The organism is Rhodopseudomonas sp. P2A-2r (assembly GCF_026015985.1).
Lineage (GTDB): Bacteria > Pseudomonadota > Alphaproteobacteria > Rhizobiales > Xanthobacteraceae > Tardiphaga.
In genome coordinates this window covers 6337215-6361338 of the sequence record NZ_CP110389.1, presented here as the reverse complement: position 1 = coordinate 6361338, position 24124 = coordinate 6337215, and the positions used below count along the sequence as shown (strand labels likewise).

Genomic DNA, 24124 nt, shown 5'->3' with positions numbered 1-24124 from the left:
ATGCAGGACCCATTCATACCGCTTTCGGCGCAGCTGCGGCAACGGACCGCGCCTCTGCATCGAGAGATCGAGGTCCTGCTTCGGCTGCCTGGCGCCATTTGCAACCGCGGCGACTATCAGGACTGGCTCGGCCGTTTCCTCGGATTTTACGATCCGCTCGAGCACTCGCTGGCGAAGTTCGCCGGCTGGGATTCACTCGGCCTCTTGACGCCCCCGCGCCACCACTCCTGCGCCCTGGTTGATGATCTTGTTGGTCTGGGCGTTGATCCGCGCGAACTGCCGCGGGCTTCGCCGGCACTGGTGCCCGATCTGCCGACCTTTGCGCACGCGATCGGCGCACTTTACGTCATCGAAGGAGCTGCACTCGGCGGGCGGATGATCTTGCGTGACATCGAGCCGCGGATTGGCGCCGCGATTGCCGGAACGACGCAGTTCTTCGGTGGACGGGGCGGCGCGGTTGGTCCGGCGTGGCAAGAATTTCGATTGGCGTTGGATGAGTTTGGATACATGGAGCCGGAACATTGTGTCGAGGTAGTAGACGGCGCGCAGCGAACCTTTCGGGCCATGATGGTCTGGTTTGCGCCGTTTTGCGCCTTGAAAGTCGGCCAACCGTGAACGTTGGACAGCAGCCACACGCCCGGCTCGCTACGCTCGCCCTTGATATGTCGCGATGCGAGCAAGAGCCGATTCATATCCCCGGCGCTATTCAGCCGCACGGCGCGCTGCTCGCGACGCTGATCGATAGCGGGCTGGTGACCCATGCCAGCGCCAATCTGTCGGCGATTTTGGGCTGTCCCGCCGAAGCGGCGCTTGGGCAGCCGCTGCACCATGTGATCGGCGAAGGGGCGGCCGACGTTCTGCAGGTTGTCGCGCCGGCCGGTCGGGTTGAGCCGCGCCAGCGGATCTTTCTTCTTCCCGGGCCGGCTGGCGGACTTCTCCAACTGCGCTCCTATCGATCCGGCCGCCATCTCTGCGTTGACATCGAGCCGATGCAGCCCGACAGGCCGCGCGGACTGGTTGTCAGCATGTTGCAGTCGGTGCTCGGGACATTGGAGAGTGCAGCCACCTGTAGCGAGCTATGCGAACTCGCGGTTCGCGGATTGGCCACCATCGCCGGTTATGATCGGGTTATGGTGTATCGCTTCAGCCCGCACGGGCATGGAGAAATAATTGCAGAGGCCTGTGTGGCGGGACTCAAGCCATATCTGGGTCAGTGGTATCCTGCGGCGGACATCCCATCGCAGGCCAGGCGGCAATTGTTGCGCCAGCGCGTCGGCTCGGTCGCCGATTCCAGCTATCGGCCGATTTTGCTGCTCACGGATCCCGAGTCGGATGACTGCGATCCGCTCGACCTCACCCATAGTGCGCTACGTAGCGTCTCGCCGATACACCGCGAATATATGCGTAATATGAACACGGCGGCAAGTCTGACGATCGCGCTTACAGACGGCGAGCATCTCTGGGGCATGATGGCGTGCCATCACACAACGCCGCGGATCGTCGAGCCTGAATTGCGGGTGGTCGCCGACTTGATGGGGCAGTTCCTATCGCTGCTGCTCGGTAGTCTGAGCGAGGCGGAGATGCTGGCCACGCGGCTTGGGCGAACGTCAATCTTGCGTGCATTGGCCGATCGACTCGCTGCCGCCGTTTCGTTGTCGGACGCCTTTGCCACGGCAAGGCAGGAGCTCCTGGGTCTGGTGGATGCGGCTGGGGCGATGTTGCGGCTTTCCGGGAAAGTCTTTTTCATCGGGGACACGCCATCGCAGCCCGAGGCGGAACGTGCCCTTGCGCTGCTGCTGCCGAAAGCTGGCGGCGGGGCGTTGGCGGTAGACGACTTGACCTTAACCTATCCCGATCTCGCCGGCTGCGCCAGTCAAGGTAGCGGCGCGCTGCTGCTGCCACTCGCCGGCAGTGCTGGTGACGCGATCCTGTGGTTCCGGCCTGAACTGGCGCATACGATTGTCTGGGGCGGCAACCCGGCCGAGCATGCCGCTATCGACCCTGTCACCGAGCGAATCTCCCCGCGTGCCTCGTTCGCGGCATGGAAGGAGATCATGACGGGTCATTCCGTGCCGTGGGTGGAGGCTGATCTAGCCCTCGCACGCGACCTGGGGAGCATAGTCATGGTGGAGGTGGCCAAGCGCACCAAAGTCGAGCTTTTCGAACTCCGCCACCACGATCCGCTGACCGGGCTGCCCAATCGAACGCTGCTACAGAAGCGCCTAGCGGAGGCCGAAAGAGAGACTGGGACGGTTGTCACTTTGCTGTTCCTCAGTCTCGACGAGACAAAGGACATCAACGAAACTATGGGGTACGCGGCAGGGGACGAACTGCTGATCGAAATGGCGCAGCGCCTGGTCGTCGCCGCAGGTCCGGGAAACTTTGCGGCGCGGCTAGGGGGCGCCGAATTTGTCGTGCTCTGCCGCGGTCTGCAACCAGCAGCGGCAGCTGAACTCGGTGAAGAGATTCGGCGTGCGATTGCGGTGCCCTATGAACTCTGCGGACGTTTGTTTCACCTGGCATCCGGCATCGGCATCTCAGTTGTGGATCAATCGAATATGATTGATCCCGCCAGTGCGGCAAACGATGCAATGCGGGAAGCGATCGTCATGATTGGGGCCAAGCAAAGGGCCGAAGCTCAGAGGCAGAAAATGGAAACACTCGGTCGAACGATGGGCGGGGTCGCCCACGAAATCAACAACATGCTCCAGCCGGTCACGCTTCTGGCCCAGGATGTCATCGACAAGGACCTGGTCATCGGCGAGGGCAAGCAGCATCTCGACATCGTGCTCGACTGCAACATGAAGGCGCGGCAGATCATTGGAGATATGCTGGCGTTTTCCAGACCGACGGTGTCAAACGGCGAAATCCATGATCCGCTCGTACTCTTGCACGATAGCCTCCCGATCGTGCGGCAAGCCGTCCCGACCGACGTTGTTATCTCGATCCGAATCGAGGGGCGTCTGCCCCTGGTCAAGATCGACCGCACCACGTTCGTCCAGATACTCCTAAATCTCGCTATCAATGCAGCGGCGGCGATGAACGGTCAGGGTGAATTGACGATCGCTCTGGAAGAGGACGTTCGCGAACACGGGGAAGCGGATTTGGCTCTGTCAAACAGCTTCATGCGGTTATGTGTGATCGACAGTGGCTGCGGCATGGATAAGGCAACGTTGGATCGCGCCTTCGAACCGTTCTTCACCACGAAGCCCGTTGGGCAGGGGACAGGGCTTGGGCTCTCCCTCGTCTACGGCCTCGTCCGCGATATCGGTGCCTCGGTTGTGCTCGCCAGCGAGCCCGGTTGCGGGACGACGGTGACAATCTTAATACCGGGAAACAACGGAGAAATGAAAAATGGCGGCGGTATTGGTAGTTGAAGACGTTCCGGCGGTGTTGTTGTCGCTCAAAATCGTTCTGGAGGGGCAAGGTCACAACGTCACCAGCGCGCTGGATGGAGAGCAGGGATTGAAGCTGCTCACAGATACGCCCTTTGACCTCGTGATCACAGATATCTGGATGCCCGTTTCGAACGGGACCGATGTCATCCGCGAGGGTCGGGCACGGTCGCCGGGAACGCGCTTCCTGGCCATCACCGGTGGAGATCCTAATGGTTGCGGATCGAGGGAGAGGCTGCCCGAGCAGGATTTCGGGGCCGACCAGGTATTGCTGAAGCCCTTTGAAAAGCAGGAGCTGCTGAACGCCGTGTCGTCGATTCTTCAACGCGCGGTCTAGTTCACCTGCCAATTCGGCCATTGGCATCAAATCGCCGATCTCCCAGAGGCCGTAGTCAAGGGCTGCTCCATAGCATCTGATGTACGGGCAGCCGCTGTTGGCACGTGGGCCACGCTGGTATGCATCGAATGCTCGCCGAAATCTCCTTGGGTTGGGCAATCAAGGGCGAAATGCAATACGCTTGGACTGATCGGTAGCGTCGTTGCTTATATTGTCTCAATTCGCGTTCATGCGATGCGAGCAATGTCGTCGTGGTTCTTCATATCGTCGTAACGCCGGCGTGGCTACACTGTGACGCCAATATTCATGACGGTGCGGATGCGATGGTTCTTGCTGAAGATATTGAAATCAAACTTGTTGAACTGAATGGAAGATCGAAGCTGAATTGTCAGTTTTGGTGCGCGCCTCGTTCAGCGTACCACGCTCTCACAAGGCGCCCTTATGACAGTCGAAGACATTGCGGATAAGGGGGCCGACAAGGAGCATGCGGAGGCTCGCTCCGATATGCTGATGCTGATCGGCAACCGTCTGATATTGCGGGAACGGTTGGCGGCAGCCTTCTCCGAGCGCGGCCGACAAGTTGTCTCCGTACTGGCGATCGACCTGGATCGGTTCAAGGCCGTCAATGACGCGTTGGGCCATGATATAGGCGATGCGCTGTTACGCATGGTAGCGCACCGTATCGAATCCGCGCTGGGGCGCGACGATTTCGCCGCGCGTTGTGATGGCGACGAATTCTATGTCGTGCAAAGCAAACAACCTCAACCTCAGGCCGCGGCGCAATTGGCAAAGTGGCTCATCGACCTGTTGAGCCGATCCTATCTGCTGAAAGGCCATCTCATCAATATCGGCGCCAGCGTTGGGATCGCACAAAGCCCAATCGCTGACGGGAGCGAAATCTTAAAATACGCAGAACTGGCGCTCTGTAGCGCCAAGCAGAAAGGCCGGGGCAGATACTGCTTCTTCGAGACGGCGATGGACGACGAGATGCAAGCCGGCCGCAATCTCGAAATCGATTTGCGGCGCGCTCTTGCGCTGCGAGAATTCGCACTGGTCTATCAACCCCAGTATAACCTGAAATCAAGGAAAATTACTGGCTTCGAGGCGCTGCTCCGGTGGAATAGCGCAAGCAGGGGGCAGTGCCGCCAGCCGAATTCATACCTCTATCCGAAGAAACCGGTCTCATCGGCCCCATCGGTGAATGGGTGATGCGGACTGCATGCCGCGAAGCTGCCAGTTGGGCAGAGCCCCTCGGCATTTCAGTCAACGTTTCGGCGGTTCAGCTCAGCGGCAATCATCTTGCCGCCACGGTCGTGTCTGCTCTCGCCGAAAGTGGCCTGGAGCCGCGACGGCTGGAGCTGGAAATCACGGAGAGCGTACTCTTTGCAGACGACAAATCCGCGCTACAGGTCTTGCGCCGGGTTCGCGAACTTGGCGTACGGGTGTCGATGGATGATTTCGGAACCGGCTATTCATCCCTAAGCTCTCTGCGCAGCTTCCCCTTCGACAAAATCAAGATCGATCAATCTTTCGTCCGCGCGGGCCTCGATGATCGGGCCGCCATGGCGATTGTGCGTGCGATAGCGGCACTCGGCCGAAGTCTGGGAATGACGACGGTCGCGGAGGGCGTTGAAACCGAGGAGCAGATGGCCCTAATCCTCGCCGCCGGTTGCACCGACGTCCAGGGGTACCTCATCAGCAAACCTCTTCCTCCAAACATGATATCGGAGTTCCTCCGAGCGCACGGCAACCACTCGTTGGCCCAGCCAAGTATCGTCATCAAGCGAACATCGAATGCGCCGGATTTTGAAATTTCGAGAGGGGCCAACAAATGTCGATCGAGCTTTACCGCCTCGTCTACGTCAGCAAGAGTCGCATCAGGGGAAATTTCGCGGAAATAGCCGAAGAGATCGCGGGAATTCTTTTGTCTTCGCAGTCAAATAATGCGCGCGTCGCCATCACGGGTGCGCTCATATTTAATACCGGGATCTTTGCGCAGGTGCTGGAGGGGGATCGTCGCGACGTCGAAGCCACGTTCGAACGTATCCAGCGCGATCGTCGCCACGGCGATTTGCAGGTGCTGGAATTCGCGCAGGCGTCGGGTCGCAGATTTCCGTCATGGTCGATGGGATATGTCGGACGCTCGCGAGAAGGTCAGGATCTATTCGGTCGCATGGGGCAAGAAACCGGATTCGAGGCGAAGCGGCTTGAGGGAGAGCGGATTTTCGAAGTCATCTATATGATTGCGCTTGAAGAGGAAGCGCGTGCCGCCTGAACGAAGGGCGGCGGCATAGCCATCTTCGGCATTGACACTGCCGGCCTAGAGTAGTCGCGCGGTCGCAGAAGGCCCCTTGGAGAGCGAGCGGGGCTTTGTTGTTAAGCCTTCTTGTCGAGCGTCATTTCGCCGCCGAGAAAATTGGCCTCGTCCAGGCGGCCAAGCAACAGGTTGGCGTCCGTCACCGTCGGTTCGTCGCCGCCACGCCCATAGCAGGCAGGTCCGGGCATCGAGCCGGCGCTTTGTGGTCGGACCCGCAGCGAGTTTCCTTCGCCGATACGGGCGATCGAACCGCCACCCGTGTCAACTTCGAAGATATCGATCATCGGAATCTGGATTGGCAACGCCTTCTCGTAGCCGCCGATCAGCGCCGAGCCAGTAGCCAGCGACTCACCGTTGCTGATCACGCCGGCCTTCGCCGTGGTCCCCCCAAGTCGAAGGCAATCGCGTCACTAAGTCCCATCTGTGAACAGATGGCTTGCGCGCCGATCACTCCCGCCGCCGGACCGGATTCCAGCATGCGCACACAATCGCGCCGTGTGTGACTGATTGTGCAGGAGTCTGCTCCTCTCTTGCCATACGTGCCCCATCTATTAGCGCCGACGATGTCGAGCGAGGCACTTACCTCGTAATGGACAAATTCGCCGGTCAACTCGGTTGCGCTTGGCACGAGACTGACGTCGATGACGCTGATCGCGCGACGCCGATCCGCGACCTGCTGAACCTCGTGCCAATGTCCGAAAACAATAAGCCGCTGCAGTCCTTGGGGTGCGATACTGGCCGCCGGCGGCCTGCACTGCGCCCACGGCTTCCGCTCGACCGCGTAGTCGCGGCATCGAGCATCTACGACGTCAAAGTATTGCCGGTCCTTGGCTGAACCAGAAGTGGGCATCGACCATCATGCAGCGCTTTGACCGTACGTTCTCGACCAGCAGGATTCTGCTGCTGTTGTTGTCGGCTGCAAACATTGTCACGGCGGCGACTTCTGCTTCCGCTCAGAATGCAAATGACAGGATCGCTTGCGATCATCTCAAGTCCGTGGATATCGGCGGCGACACCACGGTCATTCTGACCAGGGAATTCAGGACGGGCGATCCAATTGCCCTCGACGAGGCCCAGAAGCTGTCAGCCCCCAAGGCGCAGAAGGATGTGTGTCTCGTCAAACTGATCATCGGCCCTGGCAGGCCTGGTCCGGCCGATGCGCCGTCGTCCTCCGCGGGCATCAGCCTGAACGTGTGGCTGCCGGCTGCGACCAACTGGAACAAACGTTACATGGCCTATGGTCAAGGCGGGTATGCCGGCTCGGCCGATTTCAAGTCGGTGACTGCCCTGAACGTCCGCGTACTTACGGCGGTGGCCGCGGCGCAAACTGGGTATGTGACATCCAATAGCGACGACGGCCATGCCTATGGCGGCAGTGCTCACATCGGCAGCCCCAAGAACTTGAACGGCGCAGCCTCCTGGAAATTCGCCGTCGCATCGCCGGAGAAGGTGCGCGACTGTTGAGGTCCCAGATCGAGCTTCTTCACCTTTCCGTTCTCAGGCGAGAAGTCGATCGCCTTGAGATCGACCCAGAATGTATTCGGTGTCAGCACCGATTCAAAGAAGTACAGCTTGCGTTGATGGTCGGCGACGGTGCGCCATCGGGTCGAAGAAATATTGGGCTGGTCCGGCGTCGAAATGCCGAATGGTACAGACACGTTGCGGATCACGCTGAAGACGCTCGCTAAGGCGCGGTCGGGATTTTCGTCCTTCGGGATTGCTTTGACGTAGAAAGCCGCCCGAGCGAACCGATCTGCGGCGCGGTTCGTGCCCGGCAGCATCACCGTGCCGCCAATCTCCTTCCAGTATTCATTCAACGCCAATTGCTGTTCGAAGATGGGGGAGTTGGTCATCACCTGGTACTTCCGGTCGTGATGGATGACCGGTTTGCCGTTGATGTATTCGATGATCGCGCTGTCACCTGTGGCATCCGAGATCGACAGATGAAGCGTGGCGAGCAACTTCTGCCCGGGCACGTCGGCCGTGACAATCGTAAAAGGATCGTTCTCAAGTACCTCAACCGCCTCCTGAACTGTCGCGAAATTGTCGAGCACATATTGCGCCCAGGCAGCGATGGACAGGCCCGGCTTGCTGGAGTCGAGCTTTGGATATTGGGATTCCGTGAGCCAGAGGATGTTGGCGACAAGTCCCGCCTCGTTCATGCCGTCCGAGGTCGAAACCTCATAAGCCGAAGCGACCACGCTGCCATATTTGGATTTCCATTGCAGAGAGTTCGGCCCGACCTCTCCGCTCCGCGCAATGCCTCTCGGGAAAATCCAGAGATTGGTGGGCATCTCAAATCGCCAATCCATCGAGCGCGCAGTGATGACCTGCCTCTTGGCGCCGAGATAGACCAGCCGCGTACAGGCGAGCGACAGCGAAGGTGCGGCGGCGATCACCGCCGCCAGAGTGGTTGCTAGAATGCGCGACAGTGCAGAGCTTTTCATTCTCATCACCTTCTGGAGCTGTTGGAACAACCATCTCGTGTGGAATTGCTTCCAGAAGACCCTGATCCCAGCAACGGATTATGCGCTGATCTAGATCAGAGGCCCGGCGCCCTTCAATCCGCTCTGGCGATTGCGGCTGCGGTCGTAGAGCGCTTGGCGCCTCCGGCTCTTGCCGATCCGTCAGAAACTCACGCTCCTGATTCAAAGGAGAAAATCGCCGATTCAGAAGCGGCCGGGTTTCAGCGACTATCGGAATCGATCGGTCGATTCTCGACGCCAGCCGCAATAAAGGACGGTCCGCCGAGCCGCGGAGAAAGACCGCCGCACGGACGGTTCGTTGCTGATGGCAACGCAGGCTGGCAAGCCAACCCATAGAGGTGAGAAAGAGCCAGATCGGAGCGAAGGTCGCGAACACGAGCACCGGCGTATTGCGCAGCATTGACTCAGATCAACACAAATGATTGACGTCGAGAGCATGTTTGCAGAGCTGCGCACTGTGATTCATCATAGAAGTGCGCTCTGCTCGATAGTTTCGCCGCTCGCTGGAACGCCTACGGAGCCAGCCGACGCGCCGCGGATCAATCACCTATTGGGAACGAAGATGAAGTATCTTTTCACAGCATTTTTTGTGGCTGCAATCGTCGCCTTGGCTTCGGGCGTCTCGCAAGCCGATTCGGGAAAAATTTGGTACGTGAATCAGGCAAGTAAGAGTGCGGGGGACGGGCGCACCTGGAAAGCCCCGTTCCAATCCCTGCAGGATGCACTATCAGCGGCCTCCAAGAACGACGAAATCTGGGTGGCGCGCGGCACGTATTTTCCCGATGCGACCGATCAGAACAAGTCTTTTACCCTCAAGGAGGACATCGCTGTCTATGGGGGCTTTTCAGGCAACGAAACGGCGCGGCAGCAAAGGGATTTTCGAAAGAACGTAACCATACTCAGCGGCAATATCGGCAAGGGCGACAAGACGAAAAACACAAAGACTATTATTATGGGCGCTGACCGAGCCATTCTGGATGGCTTCACGGTCTCGGATGCTTACGGGACGGACAAGCCCCGCATGCATCTCGTGCCGGCCGACATTCTCAAGAACGACATGGTCGTTGGCGGCGGCATGAGAAACTTCATGACCAGCCCCATCGTGCGCAACGTCGTCTTCAAGAACAACTACTCGCCGAAGGGCGGCGCCGTTTACAATGTGCACAAGGCGGGCGCGGACCAGGCCGCCTTCATCAATGTCGATTTCATCGACAATGTAGCCGAGCTGCGCGGCGGCGGCGTAAGCAACGATCTCGGCGCTATGCCGCGCTTCATCAACTGCCGCTTCATCGGCAACCGCAGCAACGACAAAGGCGGCGGCCTTTACAACGACTTTGCCGCGTCGCCGCTTGTCTTCAACTCGCTGTTCACAGGCAACTCGGCCGTGAGCGCCGGCGGCATCGGCAACGACGGCGGCTCAGCACCATTGCTCGTCAACGTGACAATCGTGGGCAACAAGGCCAGCAGCGAGTTGGGCCCGGGCCTTTATCAGGGGACCGGTGCGAACAGCAATCCGATCCTCATCCGCAGCGTTGTCGATAACGTCTATAATTGGCATGAGGACATTGTGTCGGAGGTCGGCTCGCTCGCTCCTGCGGGAAGCACGCTGCCGCTGGCCGAATTCATCGCCATCAGCAACCTCAAGGGAGAGTTGGAGCCCGTTGCACTTAAATCCGCGCCGGCTTATGCGCGCGGTTACCAGCCCGGCTTGGACGGCGCGCTCCTGCTGAAGAACGGCTTGGTCGAGAAACTCGTCCAGATTTACGTAAGGAACAGCGGCGCGGTCGAATATCAGGACGAGTACATCCGGCCGACGGTCAGCGCCAAGGCCGTATCCGCGCCGGTCATCTACGTCGTCCCGAACAACCCGGCCAAGGCACAGGACGGACTTTCCTGGGCAACCGGGTTCACCGACTTACGGGCGGCCATCGACCTCGCCTCGGCCTCGAAGGCGGCGGTTTGGATCAAGGCCGGCACGTACGGGCCTGCCAAGAAGGACGGCCGTATCGCGGCCTTCATTCTCTATGATGGCGTGAAGCTATACGGCGGGTTTGCCGGCACTGAAACTACCCTGGAGCAGCGTCACGCCGCTGGCGCGCGGACAATTCTGAGCGCGAAGGCCGTCAAAGACGGCTATCGATATGCGCACGTCCTCTATGGCGCCGATGACGCGCTGCTCGACGGATTGACGCTGCGTGACGGTCGCGCGGTCGGCCGGACTTACAACGGCAAGGGCGGCGGGTTGCTTGCCTATCACGCCGGCAAGAAATTTCTGCCGCGCGAGGCCGCGATCGGATTCAAGATGACGCTGCACAATTGCCGCTTCGAGCACAACGAAGCACTCGAAGGCGGAGCGATTTATGCCTACGGCAAGGCCAATCTCACGATCTCCGAAACCGCCTTCAAAGGCAATCGGGCCGTCTATGGCGGCGCCAACGTCAACCGCGAGGGCGTCGTCATCACATGTCAGAAGTGCTCGTTCACCGGCAATCAGGCATCGCAGGATGGCGGCGCAACCTACGAGGATTACGGCTCGCATGTGAGCTATGAGCAAGCCCGGTTTACGGCCAATAGCGCGCGCCATCAGGGCGGCGCCATCTATGAGATCAGCCGGGCCTCGCAATTGGAGGCGACAGTCGTCGGCGTCAACAAGTCGGCATTCGTCAAGAACAAGGCGCGCGACGGCGCCAGCATCTATAATCTCGATGGTAGTACGCTGACGATCACGAACTCGACCTATCCGGCCAAAACGGTCTACAGCCGGACGCCATCCGAGAGCAAATAGAGGCGGCAACGCCGTGCCACGCCGCAAGTCAGCAGAGGGTGTCGAGAAGAGCTTGCGGGCGGATGATCGCCTTGTCAGGGCCGCTTCGGCAATGACAAGACCTCCCCTCCAAACGAACCGAAGGAATCGAGCATGGCGTCCCTCCCGAATGCCGTCCCTCGCCCGTCGCAGACGACGCAATCGCAGGCGTCAAAGGGCGGCCTCGACCTGCCGCGGCGGGCGCTCCTCCTCGGTGCCGGGGCCACCGCCGCCGCTTTATGCGCTGGCGCGACGCCGGCGCTGGCCGCGGGCGAAGGCAGGCTGGGGCGGGCCGGCATCGATCGCTCATGCCGCGTGAGCGCCGCGCGGCTGGATGCTCAGGTCGCCAAGGCCTTTCCCTGTTCAACAAGCCCACCGTCCTGCCGTCCTTTGACGCGCAAAAGGACGGGGCGCGCTTTGATGTCGATCTTCACCGCATCGTCACGCATACGGTGGTCCCTGAGACCGGCGAGAGGCTGAAGATCAGCGGTCTACTGGCTGTACCTGCCGGCATCAAGGGCGAACTGCCTCTCGTGTCCTGGCAGCACGGCACAATCTTGTCGTTCGATCAAGTGCCTTCTAACCTCACGCGTCTCGCCGACCCGGCGTATGAATTGACCGACGCGGCGGACTCGCTTGAAACGCTCTTCGATGTTCAGCGATTCGCGGGGCGCGGCTATGCCGTCATAGCAGCCGATTACGTCGGCAAGGGACCGTTCCGCGACGGCCGCGGCGAAGGCTACGCGGTCAAAGGCGTAAGCGTCAGCACCTGCATCGACATTCTTGCAGCGGGACAGGACGCGATGCGATCGTTGGGCCACAGGTCATCCAAGCTTTTCCTGCATGGCTGGTCGCAGGGCGCACTCAACACACAATGGCTGCATCAGGCATTACGGGCAAAATCCCGCCCGATCGCGGCGACCGCCGTAGCCAGCCCGTTCAATGACCTCAACGAAGCCTGGAGTTTCTGGGCCGGTTTTCAGACATTCGCCTTGCCTAGGGGCGTGACGTCCTATCCGGCGCTGCCGAACTGGATATCGCTGTGCATGATCGTTGCCCTGGGCAGCTATGAGCTTCAGTACAAATTGACTGGGCTTCTGCGGAGCGCGGTCCGGCCGGAATTCCAGGATATGGCTCTCAACTACTGGAAGGACTATCAGACCGACTTCGACCCAAACAAGGCGTTCCCCGCCGGTTCAGACCTGTTGGTTCCGGAGTTCTTCGATCACGCGACCGACGATCGCAACAGCGCCTTCCTTAGGCACCTGGCAGCCAATCGCGCCTCCTACTGGAACTACGACGCACCGATCCGCTTCCACTACGGCCTGGCGGACGAGGCAATCCATCCTGCGATGGTTTTCCGCGCACTGGCTGCAGGCGGCAGGTTTGCGAGCGGGGTTCCGGTTGCGGGCGGCAGTCACCGCGCGACGTTTCTCGCGGGTCTCTACGGCGACGCATCAACGCTTCGCGGCTCAGACAATTTGTTGAAGTGGTTCCACACCTACCTTGAGTGATCGAAAGGGAAACCCACCCATCTGCGCGCTATTCTGCGCCACAGCCCTCGCGCCGTATGAGGCTGCTGTACATGGACTAAGTCGGATCGTACATTCAGGATTCCCAAATGTGAAAAAGCGTCCAAGATCGACCCCTCCACCGCTCTTTAGATCAATGGCTTAGCCCACCGATCGGCTTCGGGACGCTGCGCCGATTTACACCAGAAGCCAAAAGACGCGTTTCGCGGCCCCTCGGTCGAAATTCTGTGTGCGGACCACTTGGGTAAGGATGCTCCGTTCCTACTGTATTCGCCTGATAGCCGCGGCACCGTTCCATGCTAACGAAATCGCAAGTGTCTTTTGTGACAGAAAATATGCTGAACAGAGACTACCGAGTCCCTGGAAGCCCTTGGCTTGTCACGCCCTGATACCCTGGAAGAGGACCGTCTCATGAAGAAGCTTCGCGCCATCGGCCCGATCGTCTGCGCCGCGATCACGTTCGTGAGTGTTGTCGCCAATGCCTGCACCCGCTTTATCTATGAGACGGGGAACAAAACCTTCGTCGTCGGTCGCTCGATGGATTGGATGGAAGACCCCAAAACCGACCTGTGGGCTTTTCCCCAGGGCATGAAGCGTGATGGCGGCCTGGGGCAGGGTTCCATGAGCTGGACGTCGAAATATGGTTCTGTGATCGCATCTTTCTATAATGTCGCCACTGTCGAAGGCATGAATTCCGCCGGCCTCGTTGCCAACACACTCTATCTTGTCGAGACGGATTACGGGGATGCCAAGACTGCGGGCAAGCCGCTCATGTCGGTCGGCGCTTGGACGCAATATGTGCTAGATAACTTCGCAACCGTAGCCGACGCCGTGGAGGCGCTCTCCAAGGAACCCTTTGCCGTTGTCGCACCGGCGCTTCCCGATGGCAGTGCGGCGGGTGGACATCTCTCTCTGGCGGATGCCACGGGCGATAGCGCGATCTTCGAATATCTGAATGGCAAGCTCGTTATTCACCATAGCCCGAAATACACGGTGATGACGAACTCGCCGACCTTCGATCAGCAATTGGCGATCGCGACCTATTGGAAGAATATCGACGGCCTGTCTTTCCTGCCGGGAACAATCAATTCCTCTGATCGCTTTGTGCGGACAAGCTGGGCTCTCAACGCCGCGCCTAAGGAGAAAGACAATCGCCTGGCAATTGCCACATCCTTCTCACTGATCCGTAGCATCTCGGTGCCGCTCGGCCTCACCGAAGCAGGGAAACCAAATATTGCCGGCACCATCTGGCGGTCGGTCTCCGATATCAGCACCAAGCGATACTACTTTGAATCTTCCTATAATCCGTCGATCTTCTGGGTTGATCTCGATAAACTTAAGCTCTCGGCTGGTTCGAAGCCCAGCCGCCTCGATCTCACCGGCCGTCCAATCTATGCGGGCGAAGTATCGGACAAGTTCGTCGCGACCGAACCTTTCAAGTTCCTGTCGCAGTAACAGAGGACGCCAAGCGTATCGCAACTGCGGCGCGAGATGCGCAGCCTTGTGGAATTTGGGAGCAGCTTGGCTGTTGGATCGATAGGTTCATCGTGTGCAGCATTAGAGGGCTATAGCGTAGACATAGCGCTCATCATCGTCGTTCGTCGCCCGCCGGCCACTTGAAATCCTTGAACGTCTTGCCCATAGGTCTTTGATTTCTCTAGAATGACACACAAACCCACTCACCCCGCCTCGTCGACCGTCATCCTCATCGTGCTCGGCATGCTCTCGGCCTTCGCGCCGATGGCGACGGACCTCTATCTGCCCGGATTCCACCTGCTCGCCGTCTCCTTCGGCGTTGGTGACGACAGCATTCAGAACACGCTCTCGGTCTTCTTCCTCGGGCTCGCCGTCGGCCAGGCCTTCTACGGCCCGCTCATTGACCGATGGGGGCGGCGTCTGCCACTGCTCGTCGGCATCGGCCTCTATGTCGCGATGACGATCGTCTGCCTCGGCACCTCCGATATTCACGTCTTCACGGTGGCCCGCTTTCTCCAAGCCGTCGGCGGATGTGCCGGCATGATCGTGGGGCGTGCGATCGTCAATGATCTTTTCGAGGAACGCGACAGTGCCAAGGCCCTGTCGTTGCTGATGATCGTCATGACCGTCGGCCCCATCGTCGCCCCGACGATCGGCGGCCTGATCCTCGCCGTGGCGAACTGGCGCTTCCTCTTCGTCCTCATCCTGCTGTTCGGGCTGGCCTGCGGCGCGTTGACGATCGTCTTCCTGCCTGAAACGCTACCGAAGGAGAAGCGTAAGACCTCGGGCCTGGGCAGCGCCTTCAGCGACTACTGGCGACTTCTCCGCTGCCCGGCGTTCCTGGTGCCGACCCTCGTTGGCGGCCTGGCGCAGGCGAGCCTGTTTGCCTTCATCGGCGGCTCCTCCTTCGTCTTCATCCAAAAATACGGTGTGAGCGAACAGACCTTCGGCTATCTCTTCGGCGCCATCTCTTTCGGATTGATCGTCGCGGCCCAGGCCAATCGCATGATGCTCGAATGGTGGAACACGCGGACGCTGCTGTCCTGGTCCCTGGCGTTCAATCTCGTCTCGGGCCTCGTGCTGCTCTCCGTCGCCGCGACGGGCCACCTGTTCTGGTTGGTCGCCGCCCTCTGGGTTACCATGGCCTCGGTCGCCGTCATCGGATCGAATTCCGCCGCTGTCGCCATGACCGAGGCCGGCGTGGAGTCAGGCAGCGGCTCCGCCCTGATCGGCGTGCTGCAATTCGGCTTGGCCTTCGCTGCGAGCAGTGTCGTCGCCGCCCTCCAGAACGGCACCGCCTATCCGATGACCGGCGTCATCTTCGCCTGCGGTCTTCTCGCCACCGCGACCTGGATGCTCGGCCGACGCCTCGCGGCGACGGAGAACGAAACCGCAGCGCTTCGTTAACAAAGAACCCGAGCCACCTCAGTCGGCATCTCTTTGGAGATTGGGAGCGTGCGGGAGTGTCGGTGTTGCCCCGCGATCCCGAAATCGACATGTGCGCCCGCACGGCCGCGGGGCAGCGAAATACTCAAACGGAGCAGATTCCTTCAGGGTCTTCCCCGGCAACGGACATTTACCCGATTCCTGGGATGGTTCAGCGCCCGGCTATTCAGGGCAACCGTGACATCGGAAAATTGTCGCCCGCGGGGTTCGACATTGTGCTTGCCGAGGCATTGGATCGCGTCTCTCGCGATCAGGCGATGTGGCGACACTGTTCAAGCATCTGCGTTTCGCCGGCGTGCAGATCGTCACTCTGGCTGAAGGCGAAATCTCTGAGCTTCATGTCGGCCTCAAAGGAACGATGAATGCCCTGTTCCGGAAGGACCTCGCTGCTAAGACCCATCGCGGTTTGCGCGGCCGGTTGGACCTTAGGCGAGTCCCAGCAAGCGCGCTCAAATCCCCCACATAGTAACGTCTGAGCGGTCGCCGTTCGCGTTAAGAAATGCCGCAACGAAATCGCAACGAATTGGGTGAAACGACCGTGAACAAAACGAGACGGAAACACTTGTCGCAACGAGAGAAATAAACAGCTTAGAGGAAGTTAACTGCGTTCGGGACGTAGGGACTGTCCGCTTCAGACGGCCACCATCGCGAATGTCGGTATCGGTGGTTGCGCCTCCCCGATTTGAACCTATCGCGCTCCTGGGGCGGCTCTCAGCGAGGATCAGACTGAATCCAGATTACTGTAAAGGCTTGGTAGCTAATGTGTTGCGTTCTTGCGCTCGCTCGCGTCATCAGGCTTCTGAAATAGATCCGTCATCAGGTTCCGACAGCCATGTGCAGATGTGCACTCAGCGTCGGACACGAGATTGCTCTTCATCCGCTATGGTTTGGACGACGTGCAGATCCATTTCTGTGTGAGGTGATAAACGTGCCACCTCAGACGCCACCTTCGCCCAATGCCAGAATTCGGCCATGTTACCTGCGCTTCGACTGCGAGCCGCTAGACGTTGCGCCGCGTAGTAGGTGCCGGGCTCATCGTCGACAAGCAGTATGCGCGCATCGGCTTGGTACCGCCGCCGAATGGTGCGTCTCTTTTCAAGCCAAGTAGCTAAGGTCTGAAACATCTGCTTGGTTCTCGAGAAAATCACAACCTGCTGTTGCGTAGAATTGACCGTCAAGCTGCTCTACGGTTTTGCTCCCTGTTGAGCAGGCCGGTGACGAACTTGTCCCATTTCTTCATGCCAGTACGCTTCTCCGGCATGTAGTTCCAGCGGTCGTAGTTCTTGGAGCTGACATCATGCAGTGCGTGATTTTGCAGCCGATCCCTGATTTCCTTCGAAAGACCAGCCTTGCCGGCGAGCGTTTTCCAGGTGCGGCGCAAATCCCTGTTGGCAACAACCGGGATCACACCGCGGTCAGGTTGCCGCCAGATGAAGCTGTAAAGTGTATTGTGGCTGACGGGCTTGGTGGGATCCATCGCCGATGGAAAGAACCAGCCATGGGCGTTGGGCTTGATCGAATCGATCAGCTCGGCTGCTAACATGGGGACGGGAATGGCATGCGGCGTGCTATTCTTTGTTTTCGACCAGTCGATGATGCGTTCATCCGCATCCCATTGATCGACATGAAGGCGAGCAATCTCCTCGACGCGCTGTCCCGTCAGCATCAGAAGGCGGACGGCGCGGGTATAAGGCGGATGCACCGGAGTATCCGGACATTCGAGCCAGCGATATAGCTGGACGAATTCGTCCTCATCCAGCCAGCGCGTTCCGATATTCTTCGGTTCGGTAGGGATGCCTGCTGCGGGATTATAGACGAGTTGAAAGCGGCGAGGGAGGCGTTCCGATAATCGTGTTCGGACTTCATGCCCCAACCATAGGCTGAGCGGATGTAACTGCGGACATGGTCCGCCATGACACGAGCGCCTCGGTCGCAGATGGGGCGAATGACCTCCGCGACCTCGTCAGGCTCTATCCCGCGGGCAAGGCGGTTGCGCCCAAGCGTGTCGGCGACTTTGTTCAAGCCTTTCTCAACATCAATCCACGAAGGTTTGCCGTTATCTTTCAAATACTGCACGTAGGCTTCGAACAGATCGGCGACGGTGCCTGGACGCGTATCCGTAGCAATCTTGATGCTACGACCTTTCTGGATCAGATCAGCATAGTCGCGCTTAAAGACCTCACGGGCTTGCGCGAGCGACATCGACGGATAGTTGCCGAGTTTCGCCTTCGTGCGTTTCCCGTCGCGCCATTGCTGGGCCATCCACTCGGCCGTGACGCGCTTGGGCATTGCCTTCAGCACAAGCACGAGTCGACCGGTCCCGCGACCTTCGCCATCCGCAAGACTTTCCTGCTTCCCGGATTTCTCCACGCGCTTGATAGCTTGGCGAACGGCTCCGTCGGTGAGGCTGGGCATGACGAACTCTTGTGAAGTTGGGGGCGGTATAGTCTCGGCGATTGGGGACAGTAGTGCTTTCGATCGACAAGAACAGCCCCCAATACGCCAAGCTCCGTCCCCAGTGCGCAAGGATAAAAAGATCAATGATTCAATGTAATTGAACGTGATCGATCGTGACTTTGAAGAGCGAGATGGGTGGTTGTGCACCATGATGATCGCGGTGGCGGAGAGCTCCAGGGCACGCTTCACCACCTCGCGGGGATAGACCGGCGTGTGGTCGACGGTGCCGACCTGCTGCACCTCGTCGGATATCAGCTGGTTGCGCTTGTCGAGAAACAGGACGCGGAACTGTTCCTTGTCGGCGAAGGCCATGGCGGTGCGGCAATAGTCGATCACCGTGGCCCATGACGACAGCACCGTGCGCTGTTTCAACTGGCCCCTGGCGACGCGGCTGGCGGCTGCGGCGATCAGCTTGATCTCGATGATGGTGGATTCGCCGAGACCGGCAATTTCACGCAACCGGGCCTCCGGCGCGTGGACCGCCTCGGCAAACGAGCCGAACTTGCCGATCAGCGCCTTGGCCAGCGGCTTGACGTCGCGCCGCGGCAGCGCCCGGAACAGCACCATCTCCATCAGTTCATAGTCGCTGAGCGCGTCGGCGCCGGCGCCGCGAAAACGCTCACGCAAGCGCTCGCGATGGCCGTGATAATGCGGTGCTTCGTCGAGTCCGGGGAGGGCGGCGCTAGGCTGCTTGGCATCTGCGGGCATGGACGCAACGGGGTCGGTGAACGGTGCCCGTCAGCATGCCGTGCCCGGCAGCTTTTGCAACTACGAATTGCCGCGATTGACCATTGTCCGTCATGGTGAGGAGGCGCCTTGTGGTGCCCTCTCGAACCTTGGGACGTGACAGCCATCCTTCGAGACGCGCGCAAGGGCGCGCTCCTCAGGATGAGGACGGAGAGATCAGGCCGCGGACGGCGGCTGTTCGTTGTGCCGCTTCGACAAGGTGAATATCTCGACGCCGGTGGCGGTGACGCCGACGGTGTGTTCGAACTGCGCGGACAGCGAGCGGTCGCGGGTCACCGCAGTCCAGCCGTCGGACAGGATCTTCACATGCGGCTTGCCGAGATTGATCATCGGCTCGATGGTGAACAGCATGCCGGGCTTCAGCGGGACGCCTTCGCCGGGACGGCCGACATGGATGATGTTCGGCTCGTCGTGGAACATGCGGCCGAGACCGTGGCCGCAGAAATCACGCACCACGCTCATCTGCTGCGGTTCGACGAAGCTCTGGATGGCATGGCCGATATCGCCGGTGGTGGCGCCCGGCTTCACCGCGGCGATGCCGCGCATCAGGGATTCGTAGGTCACCTCGATCAGCCGTTCGGCCTTCCGGGCGATCGGCCCGATGGCGTACATCCGGCTGGAATCGCCGTACCAGCCGTCGACGATGAAGGTGACATCGACGTTGACGATGTCGCCTTCCTTCAGCACGCGGTCGCCGGGCATGCCATGGCAGACAACGTGGTTGATCGAGATGCAGGTGGAGTAGCGGTAGCCGCGATACATCAGGGTCGCCGGATAGGCGCCGTGGCTGAAGGCGAATTCGCGGACGAAAATGTCGATCTGCGAGGTCAGGACGCCGGGCTTGACCACATCGGTCAGTTCGTCGAGGCATAGCGATGTCAGTGCGCCCGCCTTGCGCATGGCGGCAAAGGCGCCGGGACCGTGCAGCTTGATCTGCCCGGTTTTGCGCAGGGATGCTTCGGAAGCTTCGACGTAGCTCATAGGATGATTTGCCGGGGAATGAATGACTGGACCCAATTTAGTGATCGGGGCGGTCAGCGCAAGCCGGAGTTGCCCTGCGGACGCCCGATAGCCGGCTTTTGCGACTCGATCGGCACAGATTCGGCCAGAAACAGCCCGTCATGGGCGATCCTGCAGGTGTAGGCGATCGCCTCGACCCCAGTGGCGCGCGCGGCGTCGAACGCCCGGCCATAGGCCGGATCGATGTCGCGGGCCAGGGCGAAGGCCGTAGAAGAGCCGATCTGGATCACGAACAGCATCACCGCGCGGGCACCGGCCGCCGCGACGATGGCCAGTTCGTCGAGGTGGCGGGCGCCGCGGGCGGTCACCGAGTCCGGGAACTCGGCAAGGCCGGGCCGGCGCATCATGTGGACGTTCTTGACCTCGACATAGCAGGGCGGCCGCGTCGGGTCCTCAAGCAGGAAATCGACCCGGGAGGCTTCACCATATTTTACCTCGCGGCGGATGCTGGCGTAGCCGGCAAGTTCCGGGATGGCGCCTCCGGCCAGCGCCTCTGCCACGATGGCGTTGGGGTGCATGGTGTTGACCCCGACCAGTTCGGCGCCGCCGCCGAAATCGACCTCGATCAGCTCCCACGAATACGGCAGCTTGCGCGTGACGCTCGGCGACTTCGATAGCCAGACGCGGGCGCCCGGCGCCTGCAGGCCCATCATGGCGCCGGGATTGGCGACATGCACGGTGAGCTGTGTGCCATCGGCCAGCTCGACGTCGGCGAGGAAACGCTTGTAGCGCCGCAGCAGCGTTGCGGGGATCAGTTCGGCCGCAAATCGCATGCGCTCAACTCTGGACTTCGACGGTGGTCTCCACCGGCAGCGCGCCGCCGCGAATGCGGATCTCGCGCACCGGATAGGGGACGCGGATTCCCTCGCGCTTGAACGCGTCCCACAGGGCCAGCATCACGTCGCTTTTCACCGCGTCCATGCCGTCCGGATCGGCGATCCAGAACGTCAGCGAGAATTTCATGCCGGCCTCGGCGAATTCGGTGAGCAGGCAGTTCGGCGGCTTCGGCTTTGTCGCGCGCGGCGACGCCGCAGCGATATCGATGGCGAGCTGGCAGACCAGCCGCGGATCGGCGTCGTAATTGGTGCCGAAATTGACTTTCACCAGCGTGTTCTTGTCGGTGTAGGTCCAGTTCACCACCTTCTGGGTGATCAGGTCCTCGTTGGGAATCAGGAATTCGCGGCCGTCGCCGGCGGCGACCGAGATGTAGCGCGTGTTCATCGCGCTGATCCGGCCGGAGCTGTCGCCGATGGTGACGAGGTCGCCGGGCTTCACCGACTTGTCGGCCAGCAGGATGACTCCGCTGATGAAATTGGCGACGATCTTCTGCAGACCGAAACCGATGCCGACGCCGATCGCGCCGGAGAAGATCGCCAGTGCCGACAGGTTGATGCCCACGGCGCTCATGACCATGGTGATGGCCAGCAGCATCAACGCCAGCCTGACCATCTTGACCAGCAGCACCTGGATCGACGGCGTCAGGTCACGCGACTGGCGGATCCGGACTTCGAGGAAGTTGCTGGTCAGGTTCGACAGCCACAGCGCCACCGCGAGCAAGACGCCGAGCTTGATCAGCAGCAGCGGGGTCAGCCGCAGGCCGCCGAGATCGATCGCCACCGAATCCAGCGCGTCGATGGTCGGGCCGAGCTGGCCGACAATGCTGAGCGCGGCCACCAGCCAGGCCGATATGGCGACAAGGCGGACGATGAACTCGTTGCGGATGACGCTGGTGACCAGGCGAATGATCAGCCAGGCCAGCGCCAGCTTGGCGGAGATCACCAGAAGGTAGCTGCGGCTGGGCCAGGTCGCGCTGACCATCACGACGCGCGCCACCGCCATCAGCAGGGCGAACACCACGGTCGAGGCGCAGCTGATGAAGACCCGCATGAAAAGGCGCAGCGGAGCCGGCCACCCCATGGCCAGCGAGGTGGTGTCGAGCCGGGCGCGCACGCCCGCACCCACGGCGAAGGCGATCCCGGCGCCGGCCAGCATCAGGCCGAGCTGCATGTAGAACCAAGGCGACGCGATCTCCGCACCGAGGGAGCGACCGAGCGCCAGCACGAATTCATGGATGTCGGTCAGGTCAAACATCGTCGACGTCTCGTCTCCTGCGGGGGGCGGGGCCCGTGTCGCATATTTGATTCGAATACCGCGCAGGTTCACACAAGCACCGTGGCTGCGCCATCTGTGTAGCGTCCCATGGGCAGGAATAGCAGTGAATCGGGTGCTTTGACGTGCCTGTCAGAAAACGTTTGGCGGCAATGGGTGACGGCGATAAGGATGCAACTGCAGCTATTTGCGAAGACGGAGCCTTATGGCCTCACTTGATTCAGTCAGCATTGCCATCCTGCTCGGCGCGGTCCTGGTCATGGCCGGTATCCTGTCGAGCCTGCTGGCGCTGCGCTTCGGCGCCCCCTGCTGCTGATGTTCCTGCTCATCGGCATGCTGGCCGGTGACTCCGGCCCGGGCCAGCTGCGGTTTGACGATGTGCGCCTGACCTATCTGGTGGGCTCGGTGTCGCTGGCGCTGATCCTGTTCGACGGCGGATTGAAAACCCGGTTTCAGAGCATTCGCACCGTACTGGCGCCGTCGATGCTGCTGGCGACCGTCGGCGTGCTGCTGACAGCGCTGATCACCGCGCCGGTGGCCAAATATGCGCTCGACCTCAACTGGGTCGAGGCACTGCTGGTGGGCGCCGTCGTCGCCTCAACCGACGCTGCCGCGGTTTTCCTGCTGGTCCACGCGCAGGGGCTGCGCCTGCGCCCGCGCGTCGGTGCCACGCTGGAAGTGGAATCCGGCACCAACGATCCGTTCGCGGTATTTCTCACCCTGGCGCTGGTGAAGCTGATTTCCGTGGGCGGCACGTCGATCTGGCACGTGGCCATGGAATTCAGCCAGGAGGTAGCGCTCGGCGCCCTGATCGGTGTGGTCGGCGGCCGCCTCGTGGTGCTGGCGCTGAACCGGGTCGCATTGCCGCAGGGGCTCCATGCCCCCTTCGTCTGCACCGCGGCGCTGGTGATCTTCGGGATGTCGCAGATCGCCCATGCCTCTGGATTTCTCGCGGTCTATCTCGCCGGCATCATCATCGGCAACCGGCCGACCCGCGCGCATAATTCGGTGGTGGCGTTTCTCGATGCCGCCACCTGGCTGGCGCAGATCGTGATGTTCGTGCTGCTCGGCCTGCTGGTGTCGCCGCAGCGCCTGCTCGGCAGTATGCTGCCGGCGGTCGGGGTGGCGCTGGTGCTGATGCTGGTGGCGCGTCCGGTCGCGGTGTTCCTGTGCCTCGCGCCGTTCCGCTTCAACTGGCGTGAGAAGATGTTCGTGGCCTGGGTCGGGCTGCGCGGTGCGGTGGCGATCTTTCTGGCGTCGATCCCGATGCTGGTCGAATTGCCCAAGGCCTATCTGTATTTCGACGTCGCCTTCGTCGTGGTTATCATCTCGCTGTTGCTGCAGGGCTGGACGCTGGCCTTCGCCGCGCGGAAACTCCACGTGGCGCTGCCGCGCACCGACAAGGGGCCGCGGCGCATCGAGCTCGATCTGCCCGGCCAGCTCGAACAGCAGCTGGTCGGCTATGCAGTGCGGCCGAAGAGTCTGTATCTGAAGCGTGGGCTGATCCCGTCCTGGTCGAAGCCGACTCTCGTCATCCGCGATCAGCGCATCCTGTCGCCCGCCGAGGCCGAGCCGGTCGCTGCCGGCGACTACATCTATCTCCTGGCTCCGCCGGAAAAGGCGGAGTCACTGGATCGCTTCTTCGTCGACATGCCGCCGAGCACAGCGCCAGACCCGCATCTGCTTGGCGATTTCATGGTGCTGGGCGACATCACGCTGGGCGACTTGGCCAACATCTACGGCGTCTCGGTGGATCCCGATCAGGCCGCGCTGACGCTGGCGGATTATTTCGATGTGCATCTCGACCACGCGCCCACTGTAGGCGCCACGCTGCCGCTCGACACTATCGTGCTGGTGGCGCGCAGCCTCGGCGGCGGCCGCGTCAATGTGGTCGGACTACGGCTGCCGGAGGACGAAGTGCCCGCGGTCAGGCTGACGCCGGGCGGCAAGCTGAAGCGCAAGACGGCCGCGATCTGGGCGTCGCTGGCAGGCTACTGAG

14 protein-coding genes and 6 pseudogenes are annotated in these 24124 nt (G+C 60.8%); 13 read left to right on the top strand and 7 right to left on the bottom strand.

Annotated elements, in window-relative coordinates:
* The 5 genes and pseudogenes from ONR75_RS30555 to ONR75_RS30530 all read left to right on the top strand — a co-directional run bounded on the left by ONR75_RS30555 (position 1) and on the right by ONR75_RS30530 (position 6007).
* Positions 1-615, top strand: coding sequence for a biliverdin-producing heme oxygenase (locus ONR75_RS30555; RefSeq protein WP_265080547.1), 615 nt, complete (start codon positions 1-3; stop codon positions 613-615).
* On the top strand, positions 612-3377 hold the full coding sequence (locus tag ONR75_RS30550; RefSeq protein WP_265080546.1) for a diguanylate cyclase domain-containing protein: 2766 nt from the start codon (positions 612-614) through the stop codon (positions 3375-3377). The genes ONR75_RS30555 and ONR75_RS30550 overlap by 4 nt, the downstream gene beginning before the upstream one ends.
* Positions 3355-3732, top strand: coding sequence for a response regulator (locus tag ONR75_RS30545; protein WP_265080545.1), 378 nt, complete (start codon positions 3355-3357; stop codon positions 3730-3732). The genes ONR75_RS30550 and ONR75_RS30545 overlap by 23 nt, the downstream gene beginning before the upstream one ends.
* A gap of 441 nt (positions 3733-4173) precedes the next feature.
* A pseudogene (locus ONR75_RS32975) lies at positions 4174-5633 on the top strand (putative bifunctional diguanylate cyclase/phosphodiesterase).
* Positions 5564-6007 (top strand): BLUF domain-containing protein, encoded by a 444-nt coding sequence (locus ONR75_RS30530; RefSeq protein ID WP_265080542.1) that lies wholly within the window; start codon positions 5564-5566, stop codon positions 6005-6007. Before ONR75_RS32975 ends, ONR75_RS30530 begins: the two are co-directional and overlap by 70 nt.
* A gap of 101 nt (positions 6008-6108) precedes the next feature.
* Here ONR75_RS30530 and ONR75_RS30525 read toward each other — a convergent pair.
* A pseudogene (locus tag ONR75_RS30525) lies at positions 6109-6527 on the bottom strand (hydantoinase/oxoprolinase family protein).
* A gap of 111 nt (positions 6528-6638) precedes the next feature.
* On the opposite strand from ONR75_RS30525, the gene ONR75_RS30520 reads away from it, so the two are divergent.
* A complete protein-coding gene (locus tag ONR75_RS30520; RefSeq protein ID WP_265083926.1) occupies positions 6639-6884 on the top strand; it encodes a hypothetical protein in 246 nt (81 codons plus the stop codon).
* A gap of 23 nt (positions 6885-6907) precedes the next feature.
* Positions 6908-7513 carry a tannase/feruloyl esterase family alpha/beta hydrolase gene (locus ONR75_RS30515; RefSeq protein WP_265080541.1) on the top strand — a complete coding sequence of 202 codons (606 nt, stop codon included), beginning with the start codon at positions 6908-6910 and terminating at the stop codon, positions 7511-7513.
* Here ONR75_RS30515 and ONR75_RS30510 read toward each other — a convergent pair.
* Positions 7429-8502 carry a linear amide C-N hydrolase gene (locus ONR75_RS30510; RefSeq protein WP_265083855.1) on the bottom strand — a complete coding sequence of 358 codons (1074 nt, stop codon included), beginning with the start codon at positions 8500-8502 and terminating at the stop codon, positions 7429-7431. The genes ONR75_RS30515 and ONR75_RS30510 overlap by 85 nt on opposite strands.
* 595 nt (positions 8503-9097) lie before the next feature.
* Between ONR75_RS30510 and ONR75_RS30505 the strand changes: the two genes are divergently transcribed.
* The 5 genes and pseudogenes from ONR75_RS30505 to ONR75_RS30485 form a co-directional block, all read left to right on the top strand.
* The gene (locus tag ONR75_RS30505; RefSeq protein ID WP_265080540.1) at positions 9098-11320 is read left to right on the top strand and encodes a DUF1565 domain-containing protein; all 2223 of its coding nucleotides are present in this window, start codon (positions 9098-9100) and stop codon (positions 11318-11320) included.
* A 326-nt stretch (positions 11321-11646) separates the two neighbouring features.
* Positions 11647-12852: an alpha/beta hydrolase family protein gene (locus tag ONR75_RS30500; protein ID WP_265080539.1), complete on the top strand. Its 1206-nt coding sequence runs from the start codon at positions 11647-11649 to the stop codon at positions 12850-12852.
* Positions 12853-13281: 429 nt separating this feature from the next.
* Positions 13282-14325: a linear amide C-N hydrolase gene (locus ONR75_RS30495; protein ID WP_265080538.1), complete on the top strand. Its 1044-nt coding sequence runs from the start codon at positions 13282-13284 to the stop codon at positions 14323-14325.
* Positions 14326-14532: 207 nt separating this feature from the next.
* The gene (locus tag ONR75_RS30490; protein ID WP_265080537.1) at positions 14533-15753 is read left to right on the top strand and encodes a multidrug effflux MFS transporter; all 1221 of its coding nucleotides are present in this window, start codon (positions 14533-14535) and stop codon (positions 15751-15753) included.
* Positions 15754-15947: 194 nt separating this feature from the next.
* Positions 15948-16216 (top strand): annotated as a pseudogene (locus ONR75_RS30485) (recombinase family protein); the annotation flags it as partial.
* Positions 16217-16966: 750 nt separating this feature from the next.
* Here the strand turns inward: ONR75_RS30485 and ONR75_RS30480 are convergent.
* From ONR75_RS30480 to ONR75_RS30460, 5 genes and pseudogenes are all read right to left on the bottom strand, one after another.
* A pseudogene (locus ONR75_RS30480) lies at positions 16967-18207 on the bottom strand (tyrosine-type recombinase/integrase).
* Positions 18208-18374: 167 nt separating this feature from the next.
* Positions 18375-18957 (bottom strand): annotated as a pseudogene (locus tag ONR75_RS30475) (JAB domain-containing protein); the annotation flags it as partial.
* Between the two features lie 195 nt (positions 18958-19152).
* Positions 19153-19977: a type I methionyl aminopeptidase gene (gene map, locus ONR75_RS30470; RefSeq protein ID WP_265080536.1), complete on the bottom strand. Its 825-nt coding sequence runs from the start codon at positions 19975-19977 to the stop codon at positions 19153-19155.
* Positions 19978-20030: 53 nt separating this feature from the next.
* Positions 20031-20789 carry a DNA/RNA nuclease SfsA gene (sfsA, locus tag ONR75_RS30465; RefSeq protein ID WP_265080535.1) on the bottom strand — a complete coding sequence of 253 codons (759 nt, stop codon included), beginning with the start codon at positions 20787-20789 and terminating at the stop codon, positions 20031-20033.
* A 4-nt stretch (positions 20790-20793) separates the two neighbouring features.
* Positions 20794-22107: a mechanosensitive ion channel family protein gene (locus ONR75_RS30460; protein ID WP_265080534.1), complete on the bottom strand. Its 1314-nt coding sequence runs from the start codon at positions 22105-22107 to the stop codon at positions 20794-20796.
* 223 nt (positions 22108-22330) lie between these two features.
* On the opposite strand from ONR75_RS30460, the pseudogene ONR75_RS30455 reads away from it, so the two are divergent.
* A pseudogene (locus tag ONR75_RS30455) lies at positions 22331-24123 on the top strand (potassium/proton antiporter).
* Position 24124: the final 1 nt, after the last annotated feature.